Origin of the sequence: Acidovorax sp. (genome assembly GCF_046291265.1) — a bacterium.
In the GTDB taxonomy this organism is placed as follows: Bacteria; Pseudomonadota; Gammaproteobacteria; order Burkholderiales; family Burkholderiaceae_C; genus Acidovorax.
The window spans coordinates 1-22,334 of sequence record NZ_JBKBTV010000024.1 but is presented as its reverse complement, the minus strand read 5'-3'; the positions used below and the strand labels follow the sequence as shown (position 1 = coordinate 22,334).

Annotated in this window: 27 protein-coding genes; 14 read left to right on the top strand and 13 right to left on the bottom strand. The window is 66.6% G+C overall.

Features of this window, described 5'->3' with window-relative positions; all coding sequences use genetic code 11:
• Positions 1-2 precede the first annotated feature (2 nt).
• On the top strand, positions 3-911 hold the full coding sequence (locus tag ACK41V_RS11365; RefSeq protein ID WP_409782149.1) for a TIGR03915 family putative DNA repair protein: 909 nt from the start codon (positions 3-5) through the stop codon (positions 909-911).
• Here ACK41V_RS11365 and ACK41V_RS11360 read toward each other — a convergent pair.
• Positions 868-1,857 carry a pyridoxamine 5'-phosphate oxidase family protein gene (locus ACK41V_RS11360; RefSeq protein WP_409782146.1) on the bottom strand — a complete coding sequence of 330 codons (990 nt, stop codon included), beginning with the start codon at positions 1,855-1,857 and terminating at the stop codon, positions 868-870. The genes ACK41V_RS11365 and ACK41V_RS11360 overlap by 44 nt on opposite strands.
• On the bottom strand, positions 1,854-2,501 hold the full coding sequence (locus tag ACK41V_RS11355) for a glutathione S-transferase family protein (protein WP_409782143.1): 648 nt from the start codon (positions 2,499-2,501) through the stop codon (positions 1,854-1,856). The genes ACK41V_RS11360 and ACK41V_RS11355 overlap by 4 nt, the downstream gene beginning before the upstream one ends.
• Positions 2,502-2,618: 117 nt before the next feature.
• On the opposite strand from ACK41V_RS11355, the gene ACK41V_RS11350 reads away from it, so the two are divergent.
• Both ACK41V_RS11350 and ACK41V_RS11345 read left to right on the top strand, forming a co-directional pair.
• Positions 2,619-3,542 carry a LysR family transcriptional regulator gene (locus ACK41V_RS11350; RefSeq protein WP_409782141.1) on the top strand — a complete coding sequence of 308 codons (924 nt, stop codon included), beginning with the start codon at positions 2,619-2,621 and terminating at the stop codon, positions 3,540-3,542.
• Between the two features lie 332 nt (positions 3,543-3,874).
• Positions 3,875-4,429, top strand: coding sequence for a PleD family two-component system response regulator (locus ACK41V_RS11345; protein ID WP_409782138.1), 555 nt, complete (start codon positions 3,875-3,877; stop codon positions 4,427-4,429).
• 44 nt (positions 4,430-4,473) lie between these two features.
• On the opposite strand, the gene ACK41V_RS11340 is transcribed toward ACK41V_RS11345, so the two are convergent.
• The 7 genes from ACK41V_RS11340 to ACK41V_RS11310 all read right to left on the bottom strand — a co-directional run bounded on the left by ACK41V_RS11340 (position 4,474) and on the right by ACK41V_RS11310 (position 9,076).
• Complete coding sequence (locus tag ACK41V_RS11340) at positions 4,474-4,815, bottom strand: hypothetical protein (RefSeq protein WP_409782135.1); 342 nt, start codon at positions 4,813-4,815, stop codon at positions 4,474-4,476.
• A gap of 30 nt (positions 4,816-4,845) precedes the next feature.
• A complete protein-coding gene (locus tag ACK41V_RS11335) occupies positions 4,846-5,319 on the bottom strand; it encodes a peptidylprolyl isomerase (RefSeq protein ID WP_409782133.1) in 474 nt (157 codons plus the stop codon).
• A gap of 146 nt (positions 5,320-5,465) precedes the next feature.
• Positions 5,466-6,545: a pirin family protein gene (locus ACK41V_RS11330; RefSeq protein ID WP_409782130.1), complete on the bottom strand. Its 1,080-nt coding sequence runs from the start codon at positions 6,543-6,545 to the stop codon at positions 5,466-5,468.
• Between the two features lie 757 nt (positions 6,546-7,302).
• Positions 7,303-7,671 (bottom strand): DUF1428 domain-containing protein, encoded by a 369-nt coding sequence (locus ACK41V_RS11325; RefSeq protein WP_409782128.1) that lies wholly within the window; start codon positions 7,669-7,671, stop codon positions 7,303-7,305.
• Between the two features lie 90 nt (positions 7,672-7,761).
• Positions 7,762-8,244 carry a DUF1579 domain-containing protein gene (locus ACK41V_RS11320; protein ID WP_409782126.1) on the bottom strand — a complete coding sequence of 161 codons (483 nt, stop codon included), beginning with the start codon at positions 8,242-8,244 and terminating at the stop codon, positions 7,762-7,764.
• A gap of 39 nt (positions 8,245-8,283) precedes the next feature.
• On the bottom strand, positions 8,284-8,634 hold the full coding sequence (locus ACK41V_RS11315) for a GFA family protein (protein WP_409782124.1): 351 nt from the start codon (positions 8,632-8,634) through the stop codon (positions 8,284-8,286).
• A 13-nt stretch (positions 8,635-8,647) separates the two neighbouring features.
• Positions 8,648-9,076, bottom strand: a complete 429-nt coding sequence (locus ACK41V_RS11310) for a VOC family protein (protein ID WP_409782121.1) — start codon at positions 9,074-9,076, stop codon at positions 8,648-8,650.
• Positions 9,077-9,204: 128 nt separating this feature from the next.
• On the opposite strand from ACK41V_RS11310, the gene ACK41V_RS11305 reads away from it, so the two are divergent.
• Positions 9,205-9,888, top strand: a complete 684-nt coding sequence (locus ACK41V_RS11305) for a TetR/AcrR family transcriptional regulator (RefSeq protein WP_409782118.1) — start codon at positions 9,205-9,207, stop codon at positions 9,886-9,888.
• Between the two features lie 82 nt (positions 9,889-9,970).
• Here ACK41V_RS11305 and ACK41V_RS11300 read toward each other — a convergent pair whose 3' ends face one another.
• The gene (locus ACK41V_RS11300) at positions 9,971-10,966 is read right to left on the bottom strand and encodes a helix-turn-helix transcriptional regulator (protein ID WP_409782115.1); all 996 of its coding nucleotides are present in this window, start codon (positions 10,964-10,966) and stop codon (positions 9,971-9,973) included.
• A 136-nt stretch (positions 10,967-11,102) separates the two neighbouring features.
• On the opposite strand from ACK41V_RS11300, the gene ACK41V_RS11295 reads away from it, so the two are divergent.
• Positions 11,103-11,858: an NIPSNAP family protein gene (locus ACK41V_RS11295; protein ID WP_409782113.1), complete on the top strand. Its 756-nt coding sequence runs from the start codon at positions 11,103-11,105 to the stop codon at positions 11,856-11,858.
• Positions 11,859-11,896: 38 nt separating this feature from the next.
• Complete coding sequence (locus ACK41V_RS11290) at positions 11,897-12,430, top strand: hypothetical protein (protein WP_409782110.1); 534 nt, start codon at positions 11,897-11,899, stop codon at positions 12,428-12,430.
• Positions 12,431-12,570: 140 nt separating this feature from the next.
• Here the strand turns inward: ACK41V_RS11290 and ACK41V_RS11285 are convergent, their stop codons facing one another.
• Positions 12,571-13,461 carry an oxidoreductase gene (locus ACK41V_RS11285; RefSeq protein ID WP_409782107.1) on the bottom strand — a complete coding sequence of 297 codons (891 nt, stop codon included), beginning with the start codon at positions 13,459-13,461 and terminating at the stop codon, positions 12,571-12,573.
• Between the two features lie 187 nt (positions 13,462-13,648).
• Here ACK41V_RS11285 and ACK41V_RS11280 point away from each other — a divergent pair, with 187 nt between their 5' ends.
• Entirely contained in the window at positions 13,649-14,626 is a 978-nt protein-coding gene (locus tag ACK41V_RS11280; protein ID WP_409782104.1) for a LysR family transcriptional regulator, read from the top strand.
• Between the two features lie 171 nt (positions 14,627-14,797).
• Positions 14,798-15,310 (top strand): SRPBCC family protein, encoded by a 513-nt coding sequence (locus tag ACK41V_RS11275; protein WP_409782101.1) that lies wholly within the window; start codon positions 14,798-14,800, stop codon positions 15,308-15,310.
• Between the two features lie 70 nt (positions 15,311-15,380).
• On the opposite strand, the gene ACK41V_RS11270 is transcribed toward ACK41V_RS11275, so the two are convergent.
• A complete protein-coding gene (locus ACK41V_RS11270; protein WP_409782098.1) occupies positions 15,381-16,193 on the bottom strand; it encodes an SDR family oxidoreductase in 813 nt (270 codons plus the stop codon).
• Between the two features lie 138 nt (positions 16,194-16,331).
• Between ACK41V_RS11270 and ACK41V_RS11265 the strand changes: the two genes are divergently transcribed.
• From ACK41V_RS11265 to ACK41V_RS11245, 5 genes are all read left to right on the top strand, one after another.
• Positions 16,332-17,255, top strand: a complete 924-nt coding sequence (locus tag ACK41V_RS11265) for a LysR family transcriptional regulator (RefSeq protein ID WP_409782095.1) — start codon at positions 16,332-16,334, stop codon at positions 17,253-17,255.
• 101 nt (positions 17,256-17,356) lie between these two features.
• Complete coding sequence (locus ACK41V_RS11260) at positions 17,357-18,061, top strand: aspartate/glutamate racemase family protein (protein ID WP_409782092.1); 705 nt, start codon at positions 17,357-17,359, stop codon at positions 18,059-18,061.
• Between the two features lie 165 nt (positions 18,062-18,226).
• On the top strand, positions 18,227-18,502 hold the full coding sequence (locus ACK41V_RS11255) for a hypothetical protein (RefSeq protein ID WP_409782089.1): 276 nt from the start codon (positions 18,227-18,229) through the stop codon (positions 18,500-18,502).
• Positions 18,503-18,593: 91 nt separating this feature from the next.
• Positions 18,594-18,734, top strand: coding sequence for a hypothetical protein (locus ACK41V_RS11250; RefSeq protein WP_409782087.1), 141 nt, complete (start codon positions 18,594-18,596; stop codon positions 18,732-18,734).
• Positions 18,735-18,945: 211 nt separating this feature from the next.
• Positions 18,946-20,022 carry a serine hydrolase domain-containing protein gene (locus ACK41V_RS11245; protein WP_409782084.1) on the top strand — a complete coding sequence of 359 codons (1,077 nt, stop codon included), beginning with the start codon at positions 18,946-18,948 and terminating at the stop codon, positions 20,020-20,022.
• 166 nt (positions 20,023-20,188) lie between these two features.
• On the opposite strand, the gene ACK41V_RS11240 is transcribed toward ACK41V_RS11245, so the two are convergent.
• The gene (locus ACK41V_RS11240; protein ID WP_409782081.1) at positions 20,189-20,767 is read right to left on the bottom strand and encodes a DUF1439 domain-containing protein; all 579 of its coding nucleotides are present in this window, start codon (positions 20,765-20,767) and stop codon (positions 20,189-20,191) included.
• 176 nt (positions 20,768-20,943) lie between these two features.
• On the opposite strand from ACK41V_RS11240, the gene yjjJ reads away from it, so the two are divergent.
• A complete protein-coding gene (gene yjjJ, locus ACK41V_RS11235; protein ID WP_409782078.1) occupies positions 20,944-22,284 on the top strand; it encodes a type II toxin-antitoxin system HipA family toxin YjjJ in 1,341 nt (446 codons plus the stop codon).
• The last annotated feature ends 50 nt before the right edge of the window (positions 22,285-22,334 follow it).

Sequence of the window (22,334 nt, the reverse complement as noted above, 5' to 3'; positions counted from 1 at the left end):
CGATGCAACCCCTCGCACCAACGCCACGGGAGCGCCACAGCGTCACGTTGGCGCATCCCACGGACTGGGCAGGCTTTCGGCAGGCCGCGCGCGCCCTGGTGCAGGCCGGGGTGGCGCCAGAACAGGTCGACTGGTTCACCCCCGCAGATGCCGCAGACGACCTGTTTGCCAGCGGCGAGGCAGCCCACGAGGCGGCAGCGCAGGCATCCAGCTGGGCCGCCCTGCCCGCCACCCACCCCGCGCCCCAGGTGCCCCCCGACTTTGTGCGCCTGTGCGAGCAGCTCATCTTGCACCGCGACCCGGCCCGATTCACGCTGATGTACCGGCTGCTGTGGCGCATGACCGAGCAGCCCGACCTGCGCCACGACCCGCTGGATGCCGACCGCATGCTGGCCCACCACATGGCCCGCGCCGTGGCGCGCGACAAACACAAGATGCACGCGTTTGTGCGCTTTCGCCCCGTCATCCAGCCCGACGGGCAGACGGTGCACATGGCCTGGTTCGAGCCCGACCACTTCATCACCGAGGCCAACGCGGGCTTCTTCATCCGCCGCTTCACACAGATGCACTGGGCCATCCTCACGCCCGATGCGTGTATCCGGTGGGACGGCAAAGCGCTGCACACCAGCCCCGGCGCGCAGCGCAGCGATGCGCCGCCGCCCGATGCGGGCGAGGCACTGTGGCTGACCTACTACCGCCACATCTTCAACCCCGCGCGACTCAAGCTGAACATGATGAAAAAGGAAATGCCCACGCGCTACTGGCACAACCTGCCCGAGGCCGCGCTGATCAGCGAACTGGCCCACACCGCACACGAGCGCAGTGCGCGCATGGTGGCGGCCGAGGCCACCGTGCCGCGCCGCCGCATCAACCCGGTGGCACAGCAGCCCCGGGACGACGCAGCGCGCTGAACTGCGGTGCCGCCACCGGCGGTGTCCACCGCCACGGCAGCACACCCGGCCGCCACAGGGCGCGCAGCACCGTGAGCTGTAGCACCCGCTGCGCGCCGGGCCAGAGCGCACGCGCCGCGTCGTCCCACAGCAGCTCGGCCCGCGCGGCGATGTGCAGCAATCCGCCGCCTTCATAGTCCACCACCAGCAGCCCCGCCAGCGGGTGTTGTGCCAGGTTGCCCAGCGTGTTGAAGAACTGGTTGCCGGGGTAGTCCGGCAGGCGCAGCACCACACCGTGCGCGGTGGTCTCGGCGTGCACAAAGCCGGGCTCGCCGCCGCGGTGCGACACGTCCACGCCTTCGCTCTGCGCACCGCCCGGTTGCGCGGCCGAGGCGCTGGCGATGAACAGCGTGTCGGCCTGTTGGATGCGGGCCAGCGCCTGCGTATCCAGCGCCGGGCCCAGCACCTGCATGGGCCCGGGCGGCGTGACCGCAGCGCGCAGGCCCGGCTCGCGCGCCTGGATGTACTTGGGGCAGTTGCCAAAGCTTTGCACCACGGCAATCGACAAACCTGCATCACTGAAAGCGGCCACGTGCCCATTCATCCGATTGCGGCGGCGGGTGTGGGGCTCCAGCCCCAGCACGCCCAGCGGGGCGCCGGGCGACAACCGGCTCAACACGGGGTCGGCAGCGTGGGGCGCGGTGGTGATGTCCATCTGCTGCGCATCGGGCGTGTGCACAAACCCGGGCGGCCCGGCCAGCATGGTCGCCCAGGGCTGGCCCTGGTCGTCCAGCGCGCCCAGCAGCAGGGTGGGCAGCTTCTCGAACAGCTCGCGGTGCTGGTCGGGCATGTGGTCGCGCATCACCAGCGGGCCAATGGCGGCCATGCGCTCGCGCAGGCCTACGCGCTGCTGCAGCGCCTGCTCGCCCGCGTGGAAGGCCTCGTGGGCTGTGGCGGCGGTGGTCATGCCGCCACCGGCGTGGGTGGGGCCAGCGTGTCGGCCAGCGGAACATAGCCGGGCAGCGCCTGCAAACGCGCCACCCAGCCCGCAATGCGCGGGTAGGCCGCCAGCGGCAGCCCGGCGATGTGCGCCTGCGAGGTGTAACTGACCATGGCGATGTCGGCCAGGCTGGGCTGCTCGCCGCCCAGCAGCCACACGCGGCCCTGCAGCTCACCCTCCATGTAGTCGAGCAGGCGCTTGCCCGTGGCCAGGGCGCCCTCCCGGTCATTGACGACACGCCCTCCCAGCGTCGCGTAGCGCGGGGTGGCCACGCCGGGCACAAGAAACCCCGCCGCCAGGCTGAACCAGCGCTGCAGCTGCGCCTGGCCCAGCGCGTCCTGCGGCATCCAGGCGCTGCCCGGCGCGTAACGCTGCACCAGGTACACCAGGATGCCGTTGCTATCGCTGATGGCGGTGCCAGCGTCCACCAGCACCGGCACTTGGCCCAGCGGGTTCAGCGCCAGGTGCTGCGGGCTGCGGTGCTCGCCGCGCTGCAGGTCCACGTTGATCAGCTGGTGCGGCAGGCCCAGCAGCGACAGCATCAGCTCCACGCGGTGGCAGTGGCCCGATACGGGCATGCGATAGAGCTGGAGGGGTGTGGAGGGTGCCATGGGGAACGTCCTTTTAGGTGGGTGCCGGTGGTTTTGAAACAGGCCTCGACCTTATCTATTGCGCGGCACGACGTTAATAGCCATAGTGCAGCTTTCAAAATTGCACATATCGAAACAATGGACCACCTCGACACTCTTCGCTGTTTTGTGGCCGTGGCCGATGCGGGTGGCTTTGCAGCGGCCAGTCGGCGGCTGGAGTGCTCGGCAGCGGCCGTCACGCGCGCCATTGCGGCGTTGGAGGCGCGGCTGGGTGTGCTGCTGTTTCAGCGCAGCACACGTTTGGTGCGGCTGACCGAAGCGGGTGAACGTTTTCTGGGCGACTGCCGGCCCATCCTCAGCGATCTGCACGAGGCCGAACAGGCGGCGAGTGGCGCGCAGGCCGAGGCGCAAGGGCTGTTGTCCATCACCGCGCCGCAGATGTTCGGCATTCAGCATGTGGCGCCCATCGTGCAGGGCTTTGTGCAGGCGCAGCCGCGTGTGCAGGTGCGCACGCTGTTCGTCAACCGGTTGGTGCATTTGCTCGATGAAGGCATGGATGTGGCCATCCGCATCGCGCACCTGCCGGACTCGGGCCTCACGGCGCTGCAGGTGGGCGCGCTGCGGCGGCTGGTCGTGGCGTCGCCTGCCTACCTGGCGCAACACGGCGAGCCGCAACACCCGGATGACTTGAGCGCGCACCGGGCCATCGGCTTCTCGTTTGATGCGCGCGCGCCTACGCCCTGGAAGTTCAAAGACGGCGCCACGGGCCAGCCGCAGTTTGCGTGGATCAGCAACAGCAACGAGGTCGACATCGCCGCCGCCGAAGCCGGGCTGGGCCTGACGCGTTGCCTGGCCTACCAGGCCGCCGCCAGCCTGCGCGCGGGGCGCCTGCGCATCGTGCTGGCCGACCACGAACTGCCGCCTGTGCCCGTGCACATCGTGTACCCGGCGGGGCGGCGGGCGCCCGCCAAAGTGCGCGCATTTGTCGAATGGGCCAGCGTGCGGCTGGCGGCAGAGCCGGTGCTGCGCGGGCGCGGGCTGGTGCGCGGCGGTGGGCGCTGATTGGCAATTTTTGAATGTTTTTGGCCTCTAGCGCTTATCCAATAAGCGCTAGCAGCTATCAATTTTGATTGATTAGCTACATGCCTCAGATAGATCCTTATCCGTTCGGGCTGAGCCTGTCGAAGCCAGGGCGCCTTCTGCGAACAGCCCTTCGACAGGCTCAGGGCGACCGGTTTATCTGAGACGACTAATTCATCAAGCAATTTCGAAGACCCGGGGCCCCCCGCCAGCGGAGGGTGCTCGCCTGCAGAACGACGCCTTCAGGCAGAAACGCCGCATCTGGGATACTTGCACCCCGTTGAATAGACGCCAATAAGAAACGAGACAGCACCATGAGCATCTTCGACCGGCTTTTGGCCAGCGTGCGCAAGCCAACGGACCGACCCGAAGCCACCCCGGCAGCGCCCACGGCGCCCGTGGAGCGGCGCCAGCGCAAACGCGTCAACGCGCGCAAAGGCATCAAGGTGCTGATCATCGACGACTCGCCCACCGTCGTGGCCGTGCTGCGCAAGGCGCTGCGCTCGGCAGGCTATGACACCCGCGAGGCCCTGGACGCCGAGCAAGGCCTCACGCTGATCGCCCAGGACCCGCCCGAACTGATCTTCCTCGACATCATCCTGCCGGGCATGAACGGGTTCAACGCGCTGCGCGCCATCCGCAAGATGCCCGAATGGCAACACATCCCCGTGATCATGATCAGCGGTAACGAGCACGCCACCGAGCAGTTCTATGCCAACCGCATCGGCGCGGACGATTTCATGAAGAAGCCGTTTTCGCGCCATGAGATTTTTGCCCGCATTGAGGTGCTGCTCGACGGGCAGTTGATCCCGCGGCGAAGGGGTGAAGCTGTATCGGCGGCGCCTGCGGGGACGCCGTCCGTGCCGTAGCGCCCTCGCCTGCGGTTTCAGCCTAGGTTCAACCTACTTTCAGCCTACGGAGCGCTGGTGAGCCAGATTGCCGCAATGGTGATGGCGATGGCGACGCAGCCGACCAAGGCAGACGCGGCCCGGCCCGGCGTCTCATTGAACTCAAAGTGGAGGATGCCGGACACCGTATCGGCCACTGCGTCGGCGGCGCGCTCCCGGAAGATAAAACCCAGCGCAGCGAAGGCGGCTCCAGCGTACTGAACCCAGTGGCGAAGCAAGGGGTCCATGCCCGGCCCGTCATAGTTCAACGAGTGGGCCAGGCCATAGAGCCACCAGCCGAGCACGCCAATGCCCACCCCAAAGACCAGGCCCAGCAGCGAATAGGTCAAGCGGTCAAGAAGCGCCATGCGCCGCTAACTTCGGCTTCAGTGCCGTCTTCAATGCTGGTGCCCATGCGCCCCATGCACATGCCGGTGCGCAATTTCTTCTGCGCTCGCCGCACGCACATCGGTCACCTTGCAGCTGAACTTCAGCGCCTGCCCGGCCAGCGGGTGGTTGCCGTCCAGGTGCACTTCGGGGCCCTTGATCTTGACCACATTGAACACGGCGGGTTGGCCGTCGCTGCCCACGCCCTGCAATTGGCCGCCCACCTTCACGCCCGGGGGGAACTCGGCTTTGGGGATGGTGCGCACCAGACTTTCGTCGCGGGCGCCAAAGGCGTCTTCCACGGCCAGATCCAGCGCGGTGCTGAAGCCGACGGCCTGGCCTTCCAGCGCGGTTTCGACCTTGGGGAAGATGTTTTCATAACCACCGTGCAGGTACGACAGGCTGCCACCGTCCAGCGGCTTGCCTTCGGGCGTGGTGACTTTGTAAGTGATGGTGACGGCGGAGTCTTTGGTGATGGTGGCCATGGTGGTGGTGCTTGCGCTTTCAGACGGTGAAAGAAACGGCGCAGCTTGGCGGGCATTGCCACCCGCTGCTGCGCGATCAGAACCCCGAATTGTCCACGAGGCGCGGGGCGCCTGCCGCGCGCCTCGTGGATGGTGAGCGCTTCGCCCTATGCGCCAGCAGCCGCTTCTGCCGGGCGCTCTTCCTCTGTCTGCCCGGGGTAACGCGCAAACCGACGCGCCTCGCTGCCATGCACCGGGTCCTGCTCAGGCCAGGGCCAGCCGCCGAACTGGGTGCGGCGGTAGTCGTTCATGGCCTGCATGATTTCGGCCTGCGTGTTCATCACAAATGGGCCGTACTGCGCCACGGGCTCGGCAATCGGCTGGCCTTGCAGCACCAGGCATTCCACGGGCGTGGGGCCGGTGTTGGTCAGTTGCCAGTCCTGGCCCGCGACCAGCTCCAGCGCCGCGTGCTGGTCTACGTCCTGCGGCCCCACGCGCAGGCTGTCGCCCACAAAGAAGTACAGCATGCGGCGCGTGGCCTTGCCTTGCGCGGCAGGCAGCGTCCACTCGGCGCCGGGGTCCATGCGCAAGGTCCAGATGGCCACGTCGGCGTCGGGCTGCGAGGCCCAGGACTCGGGGGGCGGCGACAGCGGATCGGGCGCGCCCGGCAGCGCACCGGCCACCACCGTCACCGTAGTGGCCCGGCCTGCGGCGTCGTTGTGCACCAGGCGCGGAATGCGCTCGTCCCACAGCATGGTGAAGTGCGGCTCCACCATCTTGTTGCGGGCGGGCAGGTTCAGCCAGATCTGGAACAGCTCCAGCGGGTTGGGCTCGGTGGCGTTGAGCAGCGGGAACATCTCGGAATGCACGATGCCCTTGCCGGCCGTGACCCACTGCACATCGCCACCGCCAAAGCGCGCTGCGGCGCCCAGCGAATCGGAATGGTCGATGAGGCCTTTGCGCACGAGCGTCACCGTCTCGAACCCCCGGTGCGGGTGGCCGGGAAAGCCAGGCACGGTGTCGCCGTGGTACATGCTCCAACCGTCCTTGCGGCTGAAGTCGCTGCCGATCTGGCGGTCGTCCAGCGGCACAGCGGGCGCAAAGGCGCCATTGCCTGCGGGGTAGGCATCGTCATGGTGGGCGCAGAAAAGAAACGGGTCGAGCGTGGGCCACTGCGGACCCAGCAACTGGGCCCGCACGATGGGCACCAGGGCGGTGGTTGCTACAGCAGGTGTGGACGACGACATACGGAGGCTCCTCGTGTTGTGCACCACCACTATCGGGCGGTATGCCAGTGGAATATGGAGCCAATGGTGCCTGAGCAGAAGTGCGGTGGGTGGAACAGTGCGATGCGGCGGGCAGGACAGTTGGGGGGCTTTGCGCCTCGTGCCCTGTCAGAAAGTCTGAGTGAAATTGGGCCCTGGCGCTTATCTGGCAAGCGCTGGAAGCTATGGTTTTAGCGTTCGACCGGCAGCTTGCAGCCAGGAGCGGCCGTTCACGGCCACCGCCCAATTTGACTATGCGACGCTTCGAAGTTCTTTCCAAACAGTTTTTTATCGAAACCACCGATTTAGAGTCGGGGCGTCGCAAAGTTAAATCGAAACGCAAGGAAGGTTCGGTAATGAAATGATTGGTTTCCCAAGCAAAGACACGTACAAAAAGTACACCAAGTCTGAGAAACGGTTTTACTGGGGTTTTGCTGTATTTGTTCTCTGCATGATGCTGCTCATGCTTGCGTGGAAACCGTACATATTGCCATTGCTCAAATAGCCCTCAACCACCTAGACAACACTCTGAAATTTGGCTGCTTTAGGGAAGCAACGACTGGCAGCTCAGGGCCCTTTGCAGCCCAAAGCTGACCACGTGAGTAGCGAAACCAGTTTGCAGTGCTGCAACTTGCAACGAGACATCCCATTGCCAGCTTGCGCACTGCACCGAGAAGGCGTGCGGCGGGAGGGCGCTGCTCCGCGAAGCGCGCGCAGCCTGCGCGACGTCAAGGGCCCCTCAAGCCTTCACCTCGACCACCTGTTCGAAGCCGCCGAAGATCATGCGTTTGCCATCAAAGGGCATGGGCGGGTTGCCGGGTTGGGACGGGTCCATGCGCGGGTCTCCCATCATTTTCTTCATGCCTGCGTCGCGCGTGGCTTTGTCCGGCCATTCGACCCACGAAAAGGCCACCGTCTCCTCGGCCGTGGCCTGCACCGCGCGGCGGAAATCGGTGACTTTGCCGTCGGGCACGTCGTCGCCCCAACTTTCGATCACACGGATCGCGCCCAGCTCAATAAACATCGCGTCGAAATGGCGCGCGTGCTCAATGAACTTCTTCTTGTTGGCGGTGGGGACCGCGATCACGAAACCATCGATGTAGGACATATCTTGACTCCTGTGAGGTTGACCATGGGATGTGCCCGCCGTGGGCACCACGTATTCGTTCGACAACAGCGCGCCGGAGCCCGCCCTCTTTCATTTGCGCCGGTAAGTCGCTTGCATCATCTGCGACCAGCTTCCATCGGGCTGCAGCCCGAACGATGTCAGGGTGCGTTCGTTCGTGCTCAAGATGGTGATCACGTCGCGGTAGCGGGCGGTCTTGCCGTCGTCCTTGAAGCTAGGGCCTTCGGTCTCCAGCGTCAGGACTTGCTGGTCGGCGTCCAGCGTGCCTTCGTACACGAACATATGGGTCATCATCGAGCCCACCCAGGTGCCACGAAAGACGTTTTTCTCAGGGTCGTAGCCCAGCGTCATCAGCATGCGCGCGTTGCCGCCACCGGGCATGGTGCCGGTGCCTTCGCACAGCACCCACAGGTCGCCCAGCGCCCGCACGTGTTCGGTGCCCTGGGCCTGTTCGGCGGGTTGGTCGGGGCCCATGTCGCAGCTGGAATCGCTGGTCCAGTCGCCCAGCAGTTGCTGCAGCCAGCGGTGCATGGCGTGGGGTTCGGGGTTCATCATGAAACTTCTCCTTCAAGGGCTCTGAAAAAAGACCGCGGGTCACGCAGCACGGCCGTCGTAGTGGTGCACTGGCACGGTATCCAGATCCACACCGTCCAGGCAGCGCAGGTTGACCGCGGCCACGGGGTGCCCCTTGGGGTCCACCCCTTCGCCAAACGGGTGGATGCCACAGGCCGGGCAAAACCGGTGCTGGATCACATGTTGGTGAAAGGTATAGGTCGCCAGATCGGCCTCGGGTGTGGTCAGCCGCAACTGCCCGCGGGGCACAAACCACAGCAGCGACCCACGGCGACGGCACATGCTGCAGTTGCAGGCCAGGCCGCTGTCGATGGTGCCATCGACCTCAAACGCCACCTTGCCGCAGTGGCAGCTGCCTTGGTACGTGGTCATCGTGCCCACCTCATCACTCGGGTGCCACCACCAACCATGGCACGCCAAAGCGGTCGGCCACCATGCCAAAGGCTTGCGAGAAGAACGTCTTGGTCAGCGGCATCTGCACCTGGCCCCCATCGGCCAGCGCATTGAACAGGCGCTGGGCCTCGGCTTCGCTGGCGGGGCTCAGCGCCAGCGAAATACCGTCGAAGTTTGTCTTGCCCGACCCCATGCCGTCCGACGCCATGAGCGTGGTCTCGCCCACGGTGAACGTGGCGTGCATCACCATCTCGGGCGTGGGCCCCGGGCCGCCGCCTTCTGCGCAACCCTGCGCGGCTGCGGGGTCGGGGTTCTCTTTGGCGCGCATGAGCACCGTGACTTGGGCGCCCAGAGCGCTGCGATAGAAATTCAAGGCCTCTTCGCAGCGGCCTTCAAACGTCAGATACGGGGCAACTTTCATGGGGTCTCCTTGCAAACCAGGGCGTGGGGCCTGGGTAGGGTCTTCAAAAGGGTAGTGCCCACCGCATTGTGAACACCGTCCACAAACAATAGCAAAGATAATGGACAGTGTCCACATCCAAATCCCCCATGCCCGTAACCCACCGCAACGCTCCCGCTGCAAGTGCCCCCCCTGTTGCAGTCAGCACCCCCACCGCCCGCAGCACCTATCGCCACGGCGACCTGCGCCGCGCGCTGCTAGACGCCGGTATTGAACTGGCCCGCCAGGGCGGCCCCGACGCTGTGGTGCTGCGCGAGGCCACGCGCCGCGCCGGTGTGGCGCCCAACGCGGCCTACCGCCACTTCGCCAACCGGCAAGACCTGCTGGCCGCTGTGCGCGCCGCCGCTGTGGCCGCCGTGGCCCAGTCCATGGAGGCAGAACTGGCCCACATGCCCGCCACAGGCACACCCACCGAGCAGGCACACGCCAAAGTGCGGGCCGTGGGCGCGGGCTACATGCGGTTTGCCCATGCCGAGACGGGGTTGTTTCGCACCGCGTTCGGTGGCCCGTTCGGCGTGGCGCAAAACCCCGACCCGGCCATGGGCGGCGACACGGGGCTGAATCCCTTTCAGCACCTGAGCGCCGCGCTGGATGACCTGGTCACCGCCGGTGCCCTGCCGCCCGAGCGCCGCCCGGGCGCCGAATACCTGGCCTGGTCCACCGTGCACGGCATGGCGCTGCTCAGCATCGACGGGCCGCTGCGCGGCACGCCCGCAGAAACGATGGAACGGTTGGGCGAGCGGCTGCTGGACATGGTGGCGCGGGGTTTATAGATGAGACTCGAAACCATATAGGCCTCCAGCGCTTATATATCAAGCGCTTATAGCTATATTTTTAATAGCGCTCAAGCGAGCATCAAGCCATCGGCAGGTCGTACAGCTGCGCCGTGGCTTGCACGCGCTGGACCAGCGCGCGGCGCAATGCCGCTGGCTGCAGCACCTCCACCTGCGGTGACAGCCGCATGAGCTGCCCGCAGGCATGTTCGACAGATTCGATGGGCATCTGGACGGCCACGCGCCCGTCTTTGCGGCGCGAGGGTGCGGCGGCGGCCACCGCACGCGCGACGGCACTGCTCAGCATGCGCAGCCCTTTCAGCCCCGCGGGCGTGGCCAGCACCGTCGCCTTGCCGGTGTACAAGCCAGCCTCAAACCGCTGGATGGACTGGGCCCAATAGCCCGGCAAATCAAACGTGGCAGGGCGGCGCACGGCCGTCGTGAGCATGTTGGCCGCCAGGATGTTGGACACGCGGTACGTGCGCGGCCCCGCCTCTGCAGAATGTGCCGCGCCCGCAGGCAAGGCCACCAAGTACCAGACACCGGCTTTCAGCACCAGCCCCAGCGGGTTCACCGTGCGCTCCACGGTGTCGGACCAACTCTCGTAGCGCAGGGTGATCTGCTGGCCCGCCCACACGGCGGCAGCCACGGTGGCGAGGTGGGGCGTGGGGTCGCTCTCGCGGTACCAGTCCACCGGGTCCAGGTGCAGGCGGGCGCTGACGCGCTGCGCGTCTTCGCGCCAGGACGCTGGCAGCGAGGCCAGCAGCTTCAGGCGCGCGCCCTCCACATCGCCGCCCAGGCCCAGGTCGTGCGCGGGGCCGGGCAGGCCGCTCAAAAACACGGCCTGCGCTTCGGACGGCGTGAGCCCCGTGAGCGTGGTCTTCCAGCCCGGCAGCAACGCAAAGCCACCATTGCGCCCGCGCTCGGCGTAGATGGGCACACCGGCTGCGCTGAGCTGGTCCACGTCGCGGTACAGCGTGCGCACCGAAATCTCCAGCGCATCGGCCAACGCGGTTGCGCTCATGCGGCCCTGGGTTTCGAGCAGCATCTGAAGCGAAAGCAAACGGCTGGCGCGCATGGGTGAAGGTGGGTGGATGAGCGGAGCGGATGGTTTGAAACCGAAAGATAGCGCAAATACCTGCCATGGGTTGGCAGGTATAGCGGCGCAGACTGCCGACCTGAATCTGTTGTACCCCTCCTCCACAAGGATTTGCATGCCGTCCACCACAACAACCACCGCCGCACACCACGGCCCCATCGTCGAACTGCGCCAGTACACCCTGCACCCGCAGCAGCGCGATGTGCTCATCGACCTGTTCGACCGCGAATTCATCGAGACGCAGGAGGCCCATGGCATGCGCGTGCTGGGCCAGTTTCGGGACCTGGACCGGCCCGACCTGTTCGTCTGGCTGCGCGGCTTTGCCGATATGGAATCACGCCGTGCGGCACTGGAAGGCTTCTACGGCGGCCCGGTGTGGGCTGCGCACCGCGCTGCGGCCAACGCCACCATGATCGACTCCGACAACGTGCTGCTGCTGCGCCCCGCCTGGCCGGGCGCCGACGCCGACCTGCCAGCGCATGTGCGCCCCGCGCCCCACATGCAGACCACGCAGGCCACCCCACCCGGCGTGGTGGATGCCACGGTGTTCCCGCTGCACGCGCCTGCCACCCCGGCACTGCTGGACTTTTGCCGCCACCGCATGACCCCCACGCTGCAGCGCGGCGGCGCGCGCCAGGTGGCGTGGTACTGCACCGAGCCCAGCGCCAATACCTTCCCCAGACTGCCCGTGCGCGAAGGTGAATTTGTGCTGCTGGGACTGGCCGTTTTTGGGGACGAGGCCGCGTTGCAGTCGTTTGCGAACAGCGGCGCCTGGGCGCGCGACGTAGCCCCTGAACTGGCGCCCTGGCTCGCAGGGCCACCCGAAACCCACCGGCTGCAGCCCACGGCACGCTCGGCATTACACGCCTGAGGCCTTCCCGTTTCGCTTCACTTTTGAACCCATCCACCATGACGACCCCCCACCTCATCACCATCCCGTCGCCCGCCGTGACACCCAGTGCGGCAGGCGACTTCGACTTTTTGATGGGCCCCTGGCGCATTCGCAACACCCGCCTGGTGCAGCGCCTGGCAGGCTGCAACGACTGGGAAGTGTTCGACGCCACCGGCATCGCGCGCGCGCTGCCTGGCGACATCGGCAACTGCGACGACTTCACGCCCCTGGCGTGGAAACCCGGCTTTGTGGGCATGACGCTGCGGGTGTTCAGCCCTGTCACGCAGCGCTGGAGCATCTACTGGCTCGACAACACCACGGGCGGGCTGGACGCTACCACCGGCCTGCTGCAGCCACCCGTGGTGGGCGGTTTTCACAACGGCGTTGGCCTGTTCTACGGCGAAGAAGTGCTGGAAGGCCGCCCGGTGCGCGTGCGCTTCACGTGGTCGCAAATGCACACTGGCGCACCGCGTTGGGAACAGGCGTTTTCTGGCGACGGTGGCGCCACCTGGGAGGTCAACTGGGTCATGGAGTTTGCGCGCACGGTGTGAGGCGTTTGTCACGCGGCGCCACGGGGCTGCGAACACCACGCTGACCCCGCCGTCGCCGCGTACAAGCATCGTGAATATTTGGTCAGAACGGCCTCTAGCGCTTTACCAATAAGCGCTAGCAGCTATCAAATCAGGAATCTTCACGCAACGCGCTGCGCATGAGCCTCCCGCTCTTGCGCCGGGAAATCCGTGGACGCAGCCACGGCCCGCCATTGCGCGGTTTCACGCTCCACAAACGCGTGTTTTTCGGCAATGGTCTGCAGCGTGTCGGTGCCCAGCGGCAGGCGCAGGGGCGGCGTGGGGCTGGCCACCAGCTGCATCACCGCCTGCGCCAGCCGCACCGGGTCGCCAGGCTGGTTCAGGTTGATGCGGCGGGCAGCCTCGCGCACGGCGCCCGCGCTTTGGGCGTAGTCGTCCAGCACCTGGGGCGACACGGCCAACGAGCCGGTGTCCAGAAACTCGGTGCGAAAGTAGCCCGGTTCCACCACCGTGGCATGGATGCCGAGGGGCGCCAGCTCGGCATGCAGCGCCTCGGTAATGCCTTCGACGGCAAATTTGGTGGAGCAATACAGGCCAAACCCTGCGCTGGACTGCACACCGCCCAGCGATGAGATGTTGATCACGTGCCCTGCGCGGCGTGCGCGCATACCGGGCAAAACGGCGCGCGTCACGTGCAGCAGGCCGAACACATTGGTGTCGTACAGGCGCCGCACTTCGTCGGCGGTGGATTCTTCTACCGCGCCCAGCAGGCCGTAGCCCGCGTTGTTGACCAGCACATCAATGCGGCCAAAACGCTCCAGCGCAGCACCCACAGCGTGGCGGGTCTGCGCCTCGTCGGTCACGTCGAGCGCCAGGGGCAGCAACGCGTCGCTCTGACCGAAGCGTTTTTCCAGCGACGCCGCATTGCGGGCTGTGACCACCACGGCATCGCCTTGGGCCAGTGCAGCCTCTGCAATGCGGGCACCGATGCCGCGCGAGGCGCCGGTGATCATCCAGACACGGGGAAAGGGGAGGGAAGGGTTTGTTGTCATGGCGACATCCTTGAGTGCAAAAAATGGGGGGAGGGAAACAGGCTCATCTGCCGCACACCCGATGCGCCGGTGGCGGGCTGCACGCTGCCTGGGGTCGAACTGTAGGCAGGGCATTGCCATGCGACTAGCCCATAATTAGCTGATTCATTAACAACGCTGGATTGCCAATAAGGGCAACGCCCAACCTATGGCCATCAACGAACTGCGTGCCATCACCAACTTTGTGAAGGCGGCCGAGCTGGGCAGCCTGCGGCAGGCCGCCGCCACGCAGGGCATCACACCGCAGGCATCGAGCCAGTTGCTGGTGCAACTGGAAGCACATCTGGGCGTGCGCTTGTTTCACCGCACCACACGCAGCCTGAGCCTGACGGAAGAAGGGCGCCAGTTTCTGGCCTCCGCGCAACCCGGCCTGATCACGCTGCAGCACGCAGTGCAGGGCGCACGGCGCGGGCGCGAGGAGATGGCGGGGCCGCTGCGCATCGTGGCGCCGCGGTCCATCCTGCTCGAAGTGGTCTGGCCGGTGATCGACGCGTTCTGCCGCCGCTACCCGCTGGTGGAGCCCGATGTGCAACTGGACGACCGCATTGGCAACTGGGTGGAGGACCGCGTGGACGTGGGCTTTCGGTCGGGCAACCCGCCCGAGGGCGGCGTGGTGGCCCGGCGGCTGCTGACCCTGCAGCTCATCGTGTGCGCGGCGCCGTCATACATCGCCCGACACGGCGCGCCGGCCAGCCTTGACGAACTGGCACAGCACCGCTGCAGCGGGTTTCGCCACCCCGCCACCGGCAAGCCCATGCCCTGGGAGTTTCAGGTGGGCGATGACATCGTCTCGCGCGCCATTCCCGGCGCGTTCTGCACCAACGACATCGAGGTAGAGGCCCGCGCCGTGCTGGGCGGCCACGCCATCGGGCAACTGGTGGGCGTCACAGCCGCCCCGCTGGTGCGCAGCGGGCAGTTGGTGCCGCTGCTGACCCAGCATGTGGCCGAACACCTGGGCCTGTTTGTGTACTACGGCAGCCGCACGGCGCTGCCCGCGCGTGTGCGTGCCTTCATCGACCTGGCGGTAGACATGGTGGCCGACAACCCCGCGTTTGGCCTGACTGCGCAGGAGCTGATGGCGCCCGCGCCCAAGCCCAGGCGGCGCAAGCCGAGTGCGGCTGCCTGAACACGACCTGAACGCCTCACCCGACCATGGCCACGGGGCCTGTGGACGGCGCGATTGGTAGCCATTGCGCAAACAGTCCGTTCGGAAGAACGGTATTTATCGTTTCTGCTGCGCGCCCTACAGTCGGTTCACCGTCCGAAAAGCCGGACCCCACTGACTGCATCCCCGCCCATGACCACCTTCTCCGCCACGGTCCAGACGCGCATCAAGGCACCCCCTGCGCTGGCGTTCCAGCACATTGCGCCCATGGACCCGCGCGCCCTGTTCACCGGCTACGGGCCCTTGCCCGCCGTAACCGGCACCCACGACCAGACGGGGGCGTGGGACACGCCGGGGCAAACGCGCACGGTGGCCCTGTCGGACGGCAGCAGCGCACAGGAGGGGCTCAGGCACTACCACCCCGCGCAATATTTCAGCTACACCGTGGGCAGCTTTACCGGCGCGTTGCGCTGGCTGGCCACGGGTGCCGATGGGGCCTGGTGGTTTGACCCGCACTCTGGCGGCACGCAGACCACCGTGCACTGGCGCCATGCCTTCCACGCCCGCTCCAAGTGGGCTGCCCCGGTGCTGTGGCTGCTGGCCAGCGTGCTGTGGCGCGGCTACATGCGCAAGGCGCTGCGGCTGGCCAAGATGCAGATCGAGAGCCCAGCGCGGGCGTCCGCAGGCTCGGCACTGTCGGCCTGATGGGCGAAAGCCAGTGCAGCCGTTCGGGCCAGGCGCTGCGCGTCAATCACGCCAGGGAGTTATGTGATGGCTACGCCGCAAACCCGCCATCAATCAACAAGCTAGCCCCCGTCACCATGCCCGACTCCGGCCCCGCCAGATAGGCCACCATACCGGCGATCTCGTCGGGGTGGGCGTGGCGGCTGAGCGCCATCAAGCTGTGCATGCTGCTGGCCATGGGGCCGTCGGCGGGGTTCATGTCAGTGTTGACCGGGCCGGGCTGCACGTTGTTCACGGTGATGCCACGGGGCCCCAGGTCGCGGGCGAGGCCTTTGGTCAGGCCCACGATGGCGGCCTTGCTCATGCCATACACGCTGAAGCCCGCCCATGGCACGCGGTCGGAATTGGTGCTGCCGATGGTGATGACGCGGCCATAGGCGCCGCCCTGCCCCATGTGCCGCACGGCAGCCTGCGTGGCCACGAACACCGCGCGCACGTTCACGTTGAGCGTGTGGTCAAAGTCCGCCAGTGCAAAGCTGTCTATCTCGCCTGCGATGGCCACGCCTGCATTGTTGACGAGGATGTCGAGGCGGCCCAGCGTGCGCGCGGCACCGTCGATGGCCTGTACGAGTGCGCCGGCGTCGGCACTGTCGGCCTTCAGCGCCAGGGCCTTGCCACCGCCCGCTTCAATGGCCGCCACCAGCGCCTGAGCGGGGGCTTCGGAGCTGCTGTAGGTAAACGCCACGGCCGCGCCGCCGCGCGCCAGGCGCTGGACGATGGCCGCGCCGATGCCGCGTGCGCCGCCGGTGACAAAAGCGACCTTGCCCGCCAGCACGCGTGAAGCGTGGGTGGGCAAGGTAGCGGGCAAAGTGGTGGGATCGGGTGTTCCGGGCACAGAAGACATGGTGTTTCTCCAAATATCAAGGGGGTTGAAAAGGTTCTGCAAAGAACCCGAAGCACCTGCAGTGTCAGAAATTCATTGCCTTGCCGGTAGCCATGAATAGGCTGGATCTATTTCAACCAGCAGTTGAAAATTCAGCCCATGCAACCGCTCAGTCATCTCGAATCGTTCGTCAAATCTGCAGAGTCCGGCAGCTTCTCGGCTGCGGCGCGGCTCATGGGCCTCACGCCCGCCGCGGTGAGCAAAAACGTGGCGCGGCTGGAGGCCGGGCTGGGAGTACGTCTGTTTCAGCGCAGCACACGGCGCCTCACGCTGACCGAGGGCGGGCAGCGCCTGCTGGCGCAGATCAGCCAGCCACTGTCGGCGCTGGCCGATGCGGTGGACCACGCGGCCGAGGCCGAGCAGCAGCCTGCGGGCACGCTCAAGGTCAGCATGGGCCAGGCCTTTGGCCGCGCGTACCTGGTACCGCTGCTCACCGAGTTTCTGCAGCGCTACCCCGCCATCCAGCCCGATTGGCGTTTTGAAAACCGCCAGGTCGATCTGATCGGTGAGGGTTTTGACGCAGGCATTGGCGGTGGACTGAACCTGAACCCCGACATGGTGGCGCGCACGCTGGGGCCCATCCACCTGGTGGCGGTGGGGTCCCCCGCGCTGCTCAAGGGCCGCAGGGCGCCCCGCCATCCGTCCGATCTGGCGCAGTGGGATGGCATTGCGCGCCGCACCATCCGCACGGGGCGCATTGCGGTCATCACACTGCGCAACAAGGCGGGCGAAGCCGCAGCGGCCGACCTGCGCCCGCGCCTGGTGTTTGACGACCCCGAAGCCATGTGCCAGGCCGCGATGATGGGCCTGGGCCTCACGGTGCTGCCCATGCCGTTTGCCCAGCCCTGGCTGGCGCGGGGCGACCTGGTGCGCGTGTTGCCGGGCTGGTGGGCGGATGCGGGGCCGACGTCGCTGTACTACCCGAGCAAGAAGCTGCTGCCCGCGCGCACTCGGGTGTTTGTGGACTTTGTGGTGGAGCAGTTCAGCGAGCGCGGGTTTGCACAGCGTGTGCGCGGGGATTGATCATCCGCATCGGTGCGTGATCACCAAAAGCATTGTGAGCGGCTGGCAATAATGGACGCTCGTTCATTCGCCGTCTTGTTCTCCTCCTCACTGTTCACACCATGCCCCAACACATTGGCATCGTGGGCTGCTCTGCTGAAGGTGCAGCCCTTTGCTACCGGACCCTCTGCACCGAAGGCCCCTCGCTGCTGGGCCGCCCGCACGCACACCCCGAGGTGTCGATGCACACGTCACCCCTGGCCGACTACGTGGACTGCCTGGACCGGGGCGACCTGCAAGGCGTGGCCGATCTCATGCTGGCGTCGGCCCACAAGCTGGCGCGTGCGGGGGCGGACTTTCTGATCTGCCCCGACAACACCATCCACCAGGCGTTGGACCGGGTGCTGCCACATTCGCCGCTTCCCTGGCTGCACATTGCCGAGGTGGTGGCCGCCGAAGCCGCCGCGCAGGGCTATCGGCGCCTGGCGCTGACCGGCACACGCTGGCTGGTGGACAGCAGCGTTTACCCCGACAAGCTGGGCGCCCTGGGGTTGTCGTACGTGCGCCCCACCGAGGCCGAGCGCACCGAGATCAACCGGATCATCATGGACGAACTGGTGCCCGGCGTGATCCGGGCTGAGGCCGTGGTCACCTTTCAGCAGATCATTGGCCGCATGCAGCAGGACGATGGCTGCGATGCGGTGGTGCTGGGTTGCACCGAGATCCCGCTCATCCTCAGCGACGCCAACTCGCCACTGCCCACGCTGGACTCCACCCGTCTGCTGGCCCGCGCGGCGCTGCGGCGGGCAGTGGCTGGCGGCACCTGAAGGTTCAGCGCTCGGTGTTCAACGGTGCGCGCCGCGCGCGGGCAAAGCGTTGCGCTTTTCCTTTGACTGGTGCCAATCACCCGTGCGCGCGCAAGGCCCCGCATACGAGTGGGCTAATCCCGGCCCCGCGTTGCCCGCCCGGCTAACCTGCCTATAGTGCGGCCCATGCGTTCATGGTTTGCCATCTGGGTTTTGCTGCTGGGCTGTGTGTTTGTGGCACACACGGCTGCGGCATCGACCGCCCCGTATGACACCTGCTGCATGGAAGAGTGCCGCGATGAGATGGGCGTGTGTGTGGCGCACTGCACACCGTGCACACAGCCCGCAGCCACTGTCGACGCACTGCTGCCACGCACGGCCCCAGCCCTTCAGTGGGGCCCGGCACACAAGCCCTCGGTGTTGCCTTTCCCCGCCTACACCTTGTGGACGCCCCCGGGATAACGGTTTGAGAACGGGTCACCTGCTGGCAACCTTGCCGGTGGTCGATGTTTTTTCGTCTGACTTTTTCACCGTTTCTCACAAGGACGTCACCATGAAGCAACCACAACAACGTTTTCTCAAATTGACTGCATTCATCGGCCTGCTGCTGGCCTCTGGCGCTGCAATGGCGGCCTCAGACTGCTGCGGCGACTTAGTCGACTGCTGCATGGAAATGCTGGACTGCTGCCTGTAAGGCACACCTCGGGGCCTGCATTGCGGGCACCGAGCGGGGGCGATTGACCCCTTGACGGGCTGGCGCTGCAAGGTGCCAGCCCGTTTCCGTTTCTGGTTTCACAACGAAGGAGGGGGAGTGCTTTAACGCTGCATGCCCGCCTTTGGCAAACGACAAGCTCACCGCTTCTACACTGCACGCACCATCCTTTCCATCGCCGTGAGGTCTCCGCATGCAGGTTCGCTGTTTCACACACTCCACCGTCATCCTCCTCGGTCTGCTGGTTTGCCTGGGCACCGGCACCGGGCACGCCCAATCCACCCCGCCCACCGAACCCGCGCCAATGACCTGGCGCGAAACATCGACACCCGCCGAACAAGCGCTGGATGCCGCTGCCTTCCAGGGCCTGGACGCCGCGTTGTCCACCCAGCTCACCGATGTGCAAAGCGCGGTGGTGGTGTTGCGCGGCCGGGTGGTGTACCGCTACTACCGCGATGGCGAACCGGACAAGCTGCGCGACACGCAATCCGCCTCCAAAAGCGCGCTGTCGGCCCTGCTGGGCACGGCCATGGCGCAGGGCCGCATCACCAGCGTGGACCAGCGCGTGGTGGACCTGGTGCCTGAGTGGGCGCCACTCAATGCAGACCCGCGCGCCGCCACCATCACGTTGCGGCATCTGCTGACCCTGACGGCCGGGTTTTCGCTGGCCAGCGGCCCGCGCACCAGCGCTGGCACGGCAGCGCCCCTGCCTGTGCGTGAGGCCTGGGCACGGCCCCTGGCCGCAGACCCGGGCCAGACCTTTGCCTACGACAACTCCGTGACACCGCTGCTCGTCGCTGTGCTGGAGAAAGCCACCGGCATGCCCCTGGCCGACTACGCGCGCCAGCAGCTGGTGGGCCCGCTGGGGTTTGCCGAGCCAAGCTACCGGGGCAGCATCGTGCACCTGCGCACGCTGGACATGGCCAAACTCGGCCAGCTGTACCTGCAGCGCGGCCAGTGGGACGCCAAGCCGCTGGTGCCCGAGGCGTTTGCGGATGCGTCGGCGCAGGTGCAGAACGCGGGTGGGCCGCCGGTGGGGCTGTCGTATGGCTACCTGTGGTGGGTGGTGCCCGGCAAGGCGCCGCGGCCCACTTTCATGGCCAGCGGGTATGGCGGGCAGTTCATCTGGGTGTATCCGCCACTGGATCTGGTGGTGGCCACCACGTCCACAGTGTCGACGGAAAGCGGCCAACGCGGCCAGGCGCTGCAGTGGATCCGCCATCACGTCTTTGCAGCGGCCCAGCGCCGGGCGGCGGCGGAGCCGAAATAGCGCCCCGCCCGTTCAACTCCCTCTCCCCTCGCGGGAGAGGGTCGGGGAGAGGGGGCGGCCGGGCAGGCGTTGCGCCTGAAAACACCCCTCTCCCCCGCCCTCTCCCACAGGGGGAGAGGGAGTCAAAACCACACCAGCTATCGACCGCAGCCGCGCCCCAAAGGCTCTACGGCTGCTTGTTCACAAACGCCACCGTCAGCCCCTTGGCCGTCACGGTGATGGGCCCGGGCTGCAGCCCCATGCCGTCGAACAGGGCTGTGTCCTGCGGGCGCAACTGGTGCAAGGTGACTTCGCGCAGGGATTGCTCGGCCAGCACGGGGCCATAGGCATTGAGAAGGTCGTTGACTGCCGGTTTGAGCGTGGGGAAGTCCAGCCGCCCCAGCTTGATCTGGTGGGCGCGCAGGCTGCGGTCGCTGGCCTCGTAACGCAGCGCAAACTCCACGTCGAACGTACCGGCATGGCCGCGCCGCAAGGCAGCGCCCGCCGCATCCACCACCATGGCCGCGCCCAGGCGGTTCACCTCGGGCAGCAGGCGCAGGCGTGGCGCCTGCAAGGTCAGGTCGACCAGGCCCTGTACCGGCACACTGCGCGGAAACTTGGTGGACACCATCTCCTGCAACTGCTCCAGCGGCACCGTGTAGCTGGGCTGGGCCAACGCCCCACGCCCTGTCAGCAGCACTAACGCTGCGCCGCCCAGGGCCAGGCCAATGGGGGCCGTGGACAGAAATCGTCTGCGATGCAGCATGGGGGGTTCACTCCTTGAAGGGGTATGGGACACCGAAAGGCTGAAAAGGTGCCGCACCATCGTGGGCTCTGACGAGTGACCGCCCGAACGATTACAAAAATATCTATTCACCAACGAAATCAACTCATTGAATTTAATAGTAATTCATAAGAATTTGTCTATTCATATAATGATTCATGACCAGCTCCCATGACCTCACCCCCAAAGCCTTGCAGGCCCTGCGCCGCCAGGGCGGCGTTCTGACCAGCACCGAGCTGCAGGAGCTGCTGGGCGTGAGCCAGCCCACCGTGTCGCGCGCGCTGGCGCCGCTGATCCACGCGGGGCAGGTGCAGAAGGTGGGCGCGGCGCGCTCGCAGCGGTATGTGCTGCCCCGCACGGTGCCCGGCGTGGGCAACGAGGTGCTGGTGATGCACATTGACGCACAAGGCCAGCCCTCGCCGTTTGCGCGGTTGGTGCCCCTGGAGGGTGGCGCGTTCTGGGTGGACGAGGTGGATGGTGAACACCGCCGCCACGATGGCCTGCCCTGGTTTCTGGACGACATGCGGCCCCAGGGTTTCATGGGACGCACCTTTGCCCATGCCCACCCCGAACTGCAACTGGGCCACGACCCGGGCCACTGGAGCGACGACGACGTGCTGCGCGCCATGACGCTGTATGGCGACGACCTCCCGGGCAACCTCATCATGGGCGAGGCGGCTTTTCAGCGGTTTCACACGCTGTCCGCGCGCGCATCGCGGGTGGCGTCCAGCGCCGACTACCCGCCATTGGCCGAGCAGGCGATGCGGGGCACCCACCCGGGTTCGTCGGCGGGCGGCGAGCAGCCCAAGTTCTGCACGATCACCGCGGGGCGCCACGTGATCGTCAAGTTCTCACCCGCAGGCGATTCCGCCACCGACCAGCGCATGCGCGACCTGCTGGTGTGCGAACACCTGGCGCTGCACACCCTGGCGCAGGCCGGGCTGCCCGCTGCGCCCACGCAGCTGTTTTTGGGCGCGGGGCGGGTGTTTCTGGAATCAGAACGGTTTGACCGCACACCGCTGGCAGGCAGCGGCACCGACGGCCTGGGCGGACGCATTGGCATGGTGTCGCTGCAGGTCTACAACGCCGAATACGTGGGCGAGATCGACAACTGGGCCGCCACCGCCAACCGCATGGCCGCGCGCAACCTGCTCACGCAGGCCGATGCGCGCACGCTGCGCCTGCTGGAGGCGTACGGCCAGCTCATCGCCAACACCGACCGGCACTACGGCAACATCTCGCTGGTGCTGCGGGGCGACGACTGGGCGCTGTCACCCACCTACGACATGCTGCCCATGTTGTATGCGCCGGTGGGCGGCGAGCTGGTGCCCCGCGACTTTGCCAGCCGCCCCTTGCAACCCACCGCCGCGACGCTGGGTGAGTGGGCCGAGGCGCGGGGCCTGGCGCTGGCGTTCTGGAAGGCTGCGGCGGCGGACGAGAGGGTGTCGGCGGGTTTCCGGACCATTGCGGCCGAAAACGCACGCCACGTGGGCGGCTGAGAGAGCGGCTCGCATCTCCGGGACTGCGCCCTGTCACTCCCTCTCCCCTC

Bases quoted from the DNA above. Each gene is read 5' to 3' on its own strand.
- ACK41V_RS11365 (WP_409782149.1), top strand. From the start codon at position 3: ATGCAACCCCTCGCACCAACGCCACGGGAGCGCCACAGCGTCACGTTG.
- ACK41V_RS11360 (WP_409782146.1), bottom strand. From the start codon at position 1,857: ATGACCACCGCCGCCACAGCCCACGAGGCCTTCCACGCGGGCGAGCAG.
- ACK41V_RS11355 (WP_409782143.1), bottom strand. From the start codon at position 2,501: ATGGCACCCTCCACACCCCTCCAGCTCTATCGCATGCCCGTATCGGGC.
- ACK41V_RS11350 (WP_409782141.1), top strand. From the start codon at position 2,619: ATGGACCACCTCGACACTCTTCGCTGTTTTGTGGCCGTGGCCGATGCG.
- ACK41V_RS11345 (WP_409782138.1), top strand. From the start codon at position 3,875: ATGAGCATCTTCGACCGGCTTTTGGCCAGCGTGCGCAAGCCAACGGAC.
- ACK41V_RS11340 (WP_409782135.1), bottom strand. From the start codon at position 4,815: ATGGCGCTTCTTGACCGCTTGACCTATTCGCTGCTGGGCCTGGTCTTT.
- ACK41V_RS11335 (WP_409782133.1), bottom strand. From the start codon at position 5,319: ATGGCCACCATCACCAAAGACTCCGCCGTCACCATCACTTACAAAGTC.
- ACK41V_RS11330 (WP_409782130.1), bottom strand. From the start codon at position 6,545: ATGTCGTCGTCCACACCTGCTGTAGCAACCACCGCCCTGGTGCCCATC.
- ACK41V_RS11325 (WP_409782128.1), bottom strand. From the start codon at position 7,671: ATGTCCTACATCGATGGTTTCGTGATCGCGGTCCCCACCGCCAACAAG.
- ACK41V_RS11320 (WP_409782126.1), bottom strand. From the start codon at position 8,244: ATGATGAACCCCGAACCCCACGCCATGCACCGCTGGCTGCAGCAACTG.
- ACK41V_RS11315 (WP_409782124.1), bottom strand. From the start codon at position 8,634: ATGACCACGTACCAAGGCAGCTGCCACTGCGGCAAGGTGGCGTTTGAG.
- ACK41V_RS11310 (WP_409782121.1), bottom strand. From the start codon at position 9,076: ATGAAAGTTGCCCCGTATCTGACGTTTGAAGGCCGCTGCGAAGAGGCC.
- ACK41V_RS11305 (WP_409782118.1), top strand. From the start codon at position 9,205: ATGCCCGTAACCCACCGCAACGCTCCCGCTGCAAGTGCCCCCCCTGTT.
- ACK41V_RS11300 (WP_409782115.1), bottom strand. From the start codon at position 10,966: ATGCGCGCCAGCCGTTTGCTTTCGCTTCAGATGCTGCTCGAAACCCAG.
- ACK41V_RS11295 (WP_409782113.1), top strand. From the start codon at position 11,103: ATGCCGTCCACCACAACAACCACCGCCGCACACCACGGCCCCATCGTC.
- ACK41V_RS11290 (WP_409782110.1), top strand. From the start codon at position 11,897: ATGACGACCCCCCACCTCATCACCATCCCGTCGCCCGCCGTGACACCC.
- ACK41V_RS11285 (WP_409782107.1), bottom strand. From the start codon at position 13,461: ATGACAACAAACCCTTCCCTCCCCTTTCCCCGTGTCTGGATGATCACC.
- ACK41V_RS11280 (WP_409782104.1), top strand. From the start codon at position 13,649: ATGGCCATCAACGAACTGCGTGCCATCACCAACTTTGTGAAGGCGGCC.
- ACK41V_RS11275 (WP_409782101.1), top strand. From the start codon at position 14,798: ATGACCACCTTCTCCGCCACGGTCCAGACGCGCATCAAGGCACCCCCT.
- ACK41V_RS11270 (WP_409782098.1), bottom strand. From the start codon at position 16,193: ATGTCTTCTGTGCCCGGAACACCCGATCCCACCACTTTGCCCGCTACC.
- ACK41V_RS11265 (WP_409782095.1), top strand. From the start codon at position 16,332: ATGCAACCGCTCAGTCATCTCGAATCGTTCGTCAAATCTGCAGAGTCC.
- ACK41V_RS11260 (WP_409782092.1), top strand. From the start codon at position 17,357: ATGCCCCAACACATTGGCATCGTGGGCTGCTCTGCTGAAGGTGCAGCC.
- ACK41V_RS11255 (WP_409782089.1), top strand. From the start codon at position 18,227: ATGCGTTCATGGTTTGCCATCTGGGTTTTGCTGCTGGGCTGTGTGTTT.
- ACK41V_RS11250 (WP_409782087.1), top strand. From the start codon at position 18,594: ATGAAGCAACCACAACAACGTTTTCTCAAATTGACTGCATTCATCGGC.
- ACK41V_RS11245 (WP_409782084.1), top strand. From the start codon at position 18,946: ATGCAGGTTCGCTGTTTCACACACTCCACCGTCATCCTCCTCGGTCTG.
- ACK41V_RS11240 (WP_409782081.1), bottom strand. From the start codon at position 20,767: ATGCTGCATCGCAGACGATTTCTGTCCACGGCCCCCATTGGCCTGGCC.
- yjjJ (WP_409782078.1), top strand. From the start codon at position 20,944: ATGACCAGCTCCCATGACCTCACCCCCAAAGCCTTGCAGGCCCTGCGC.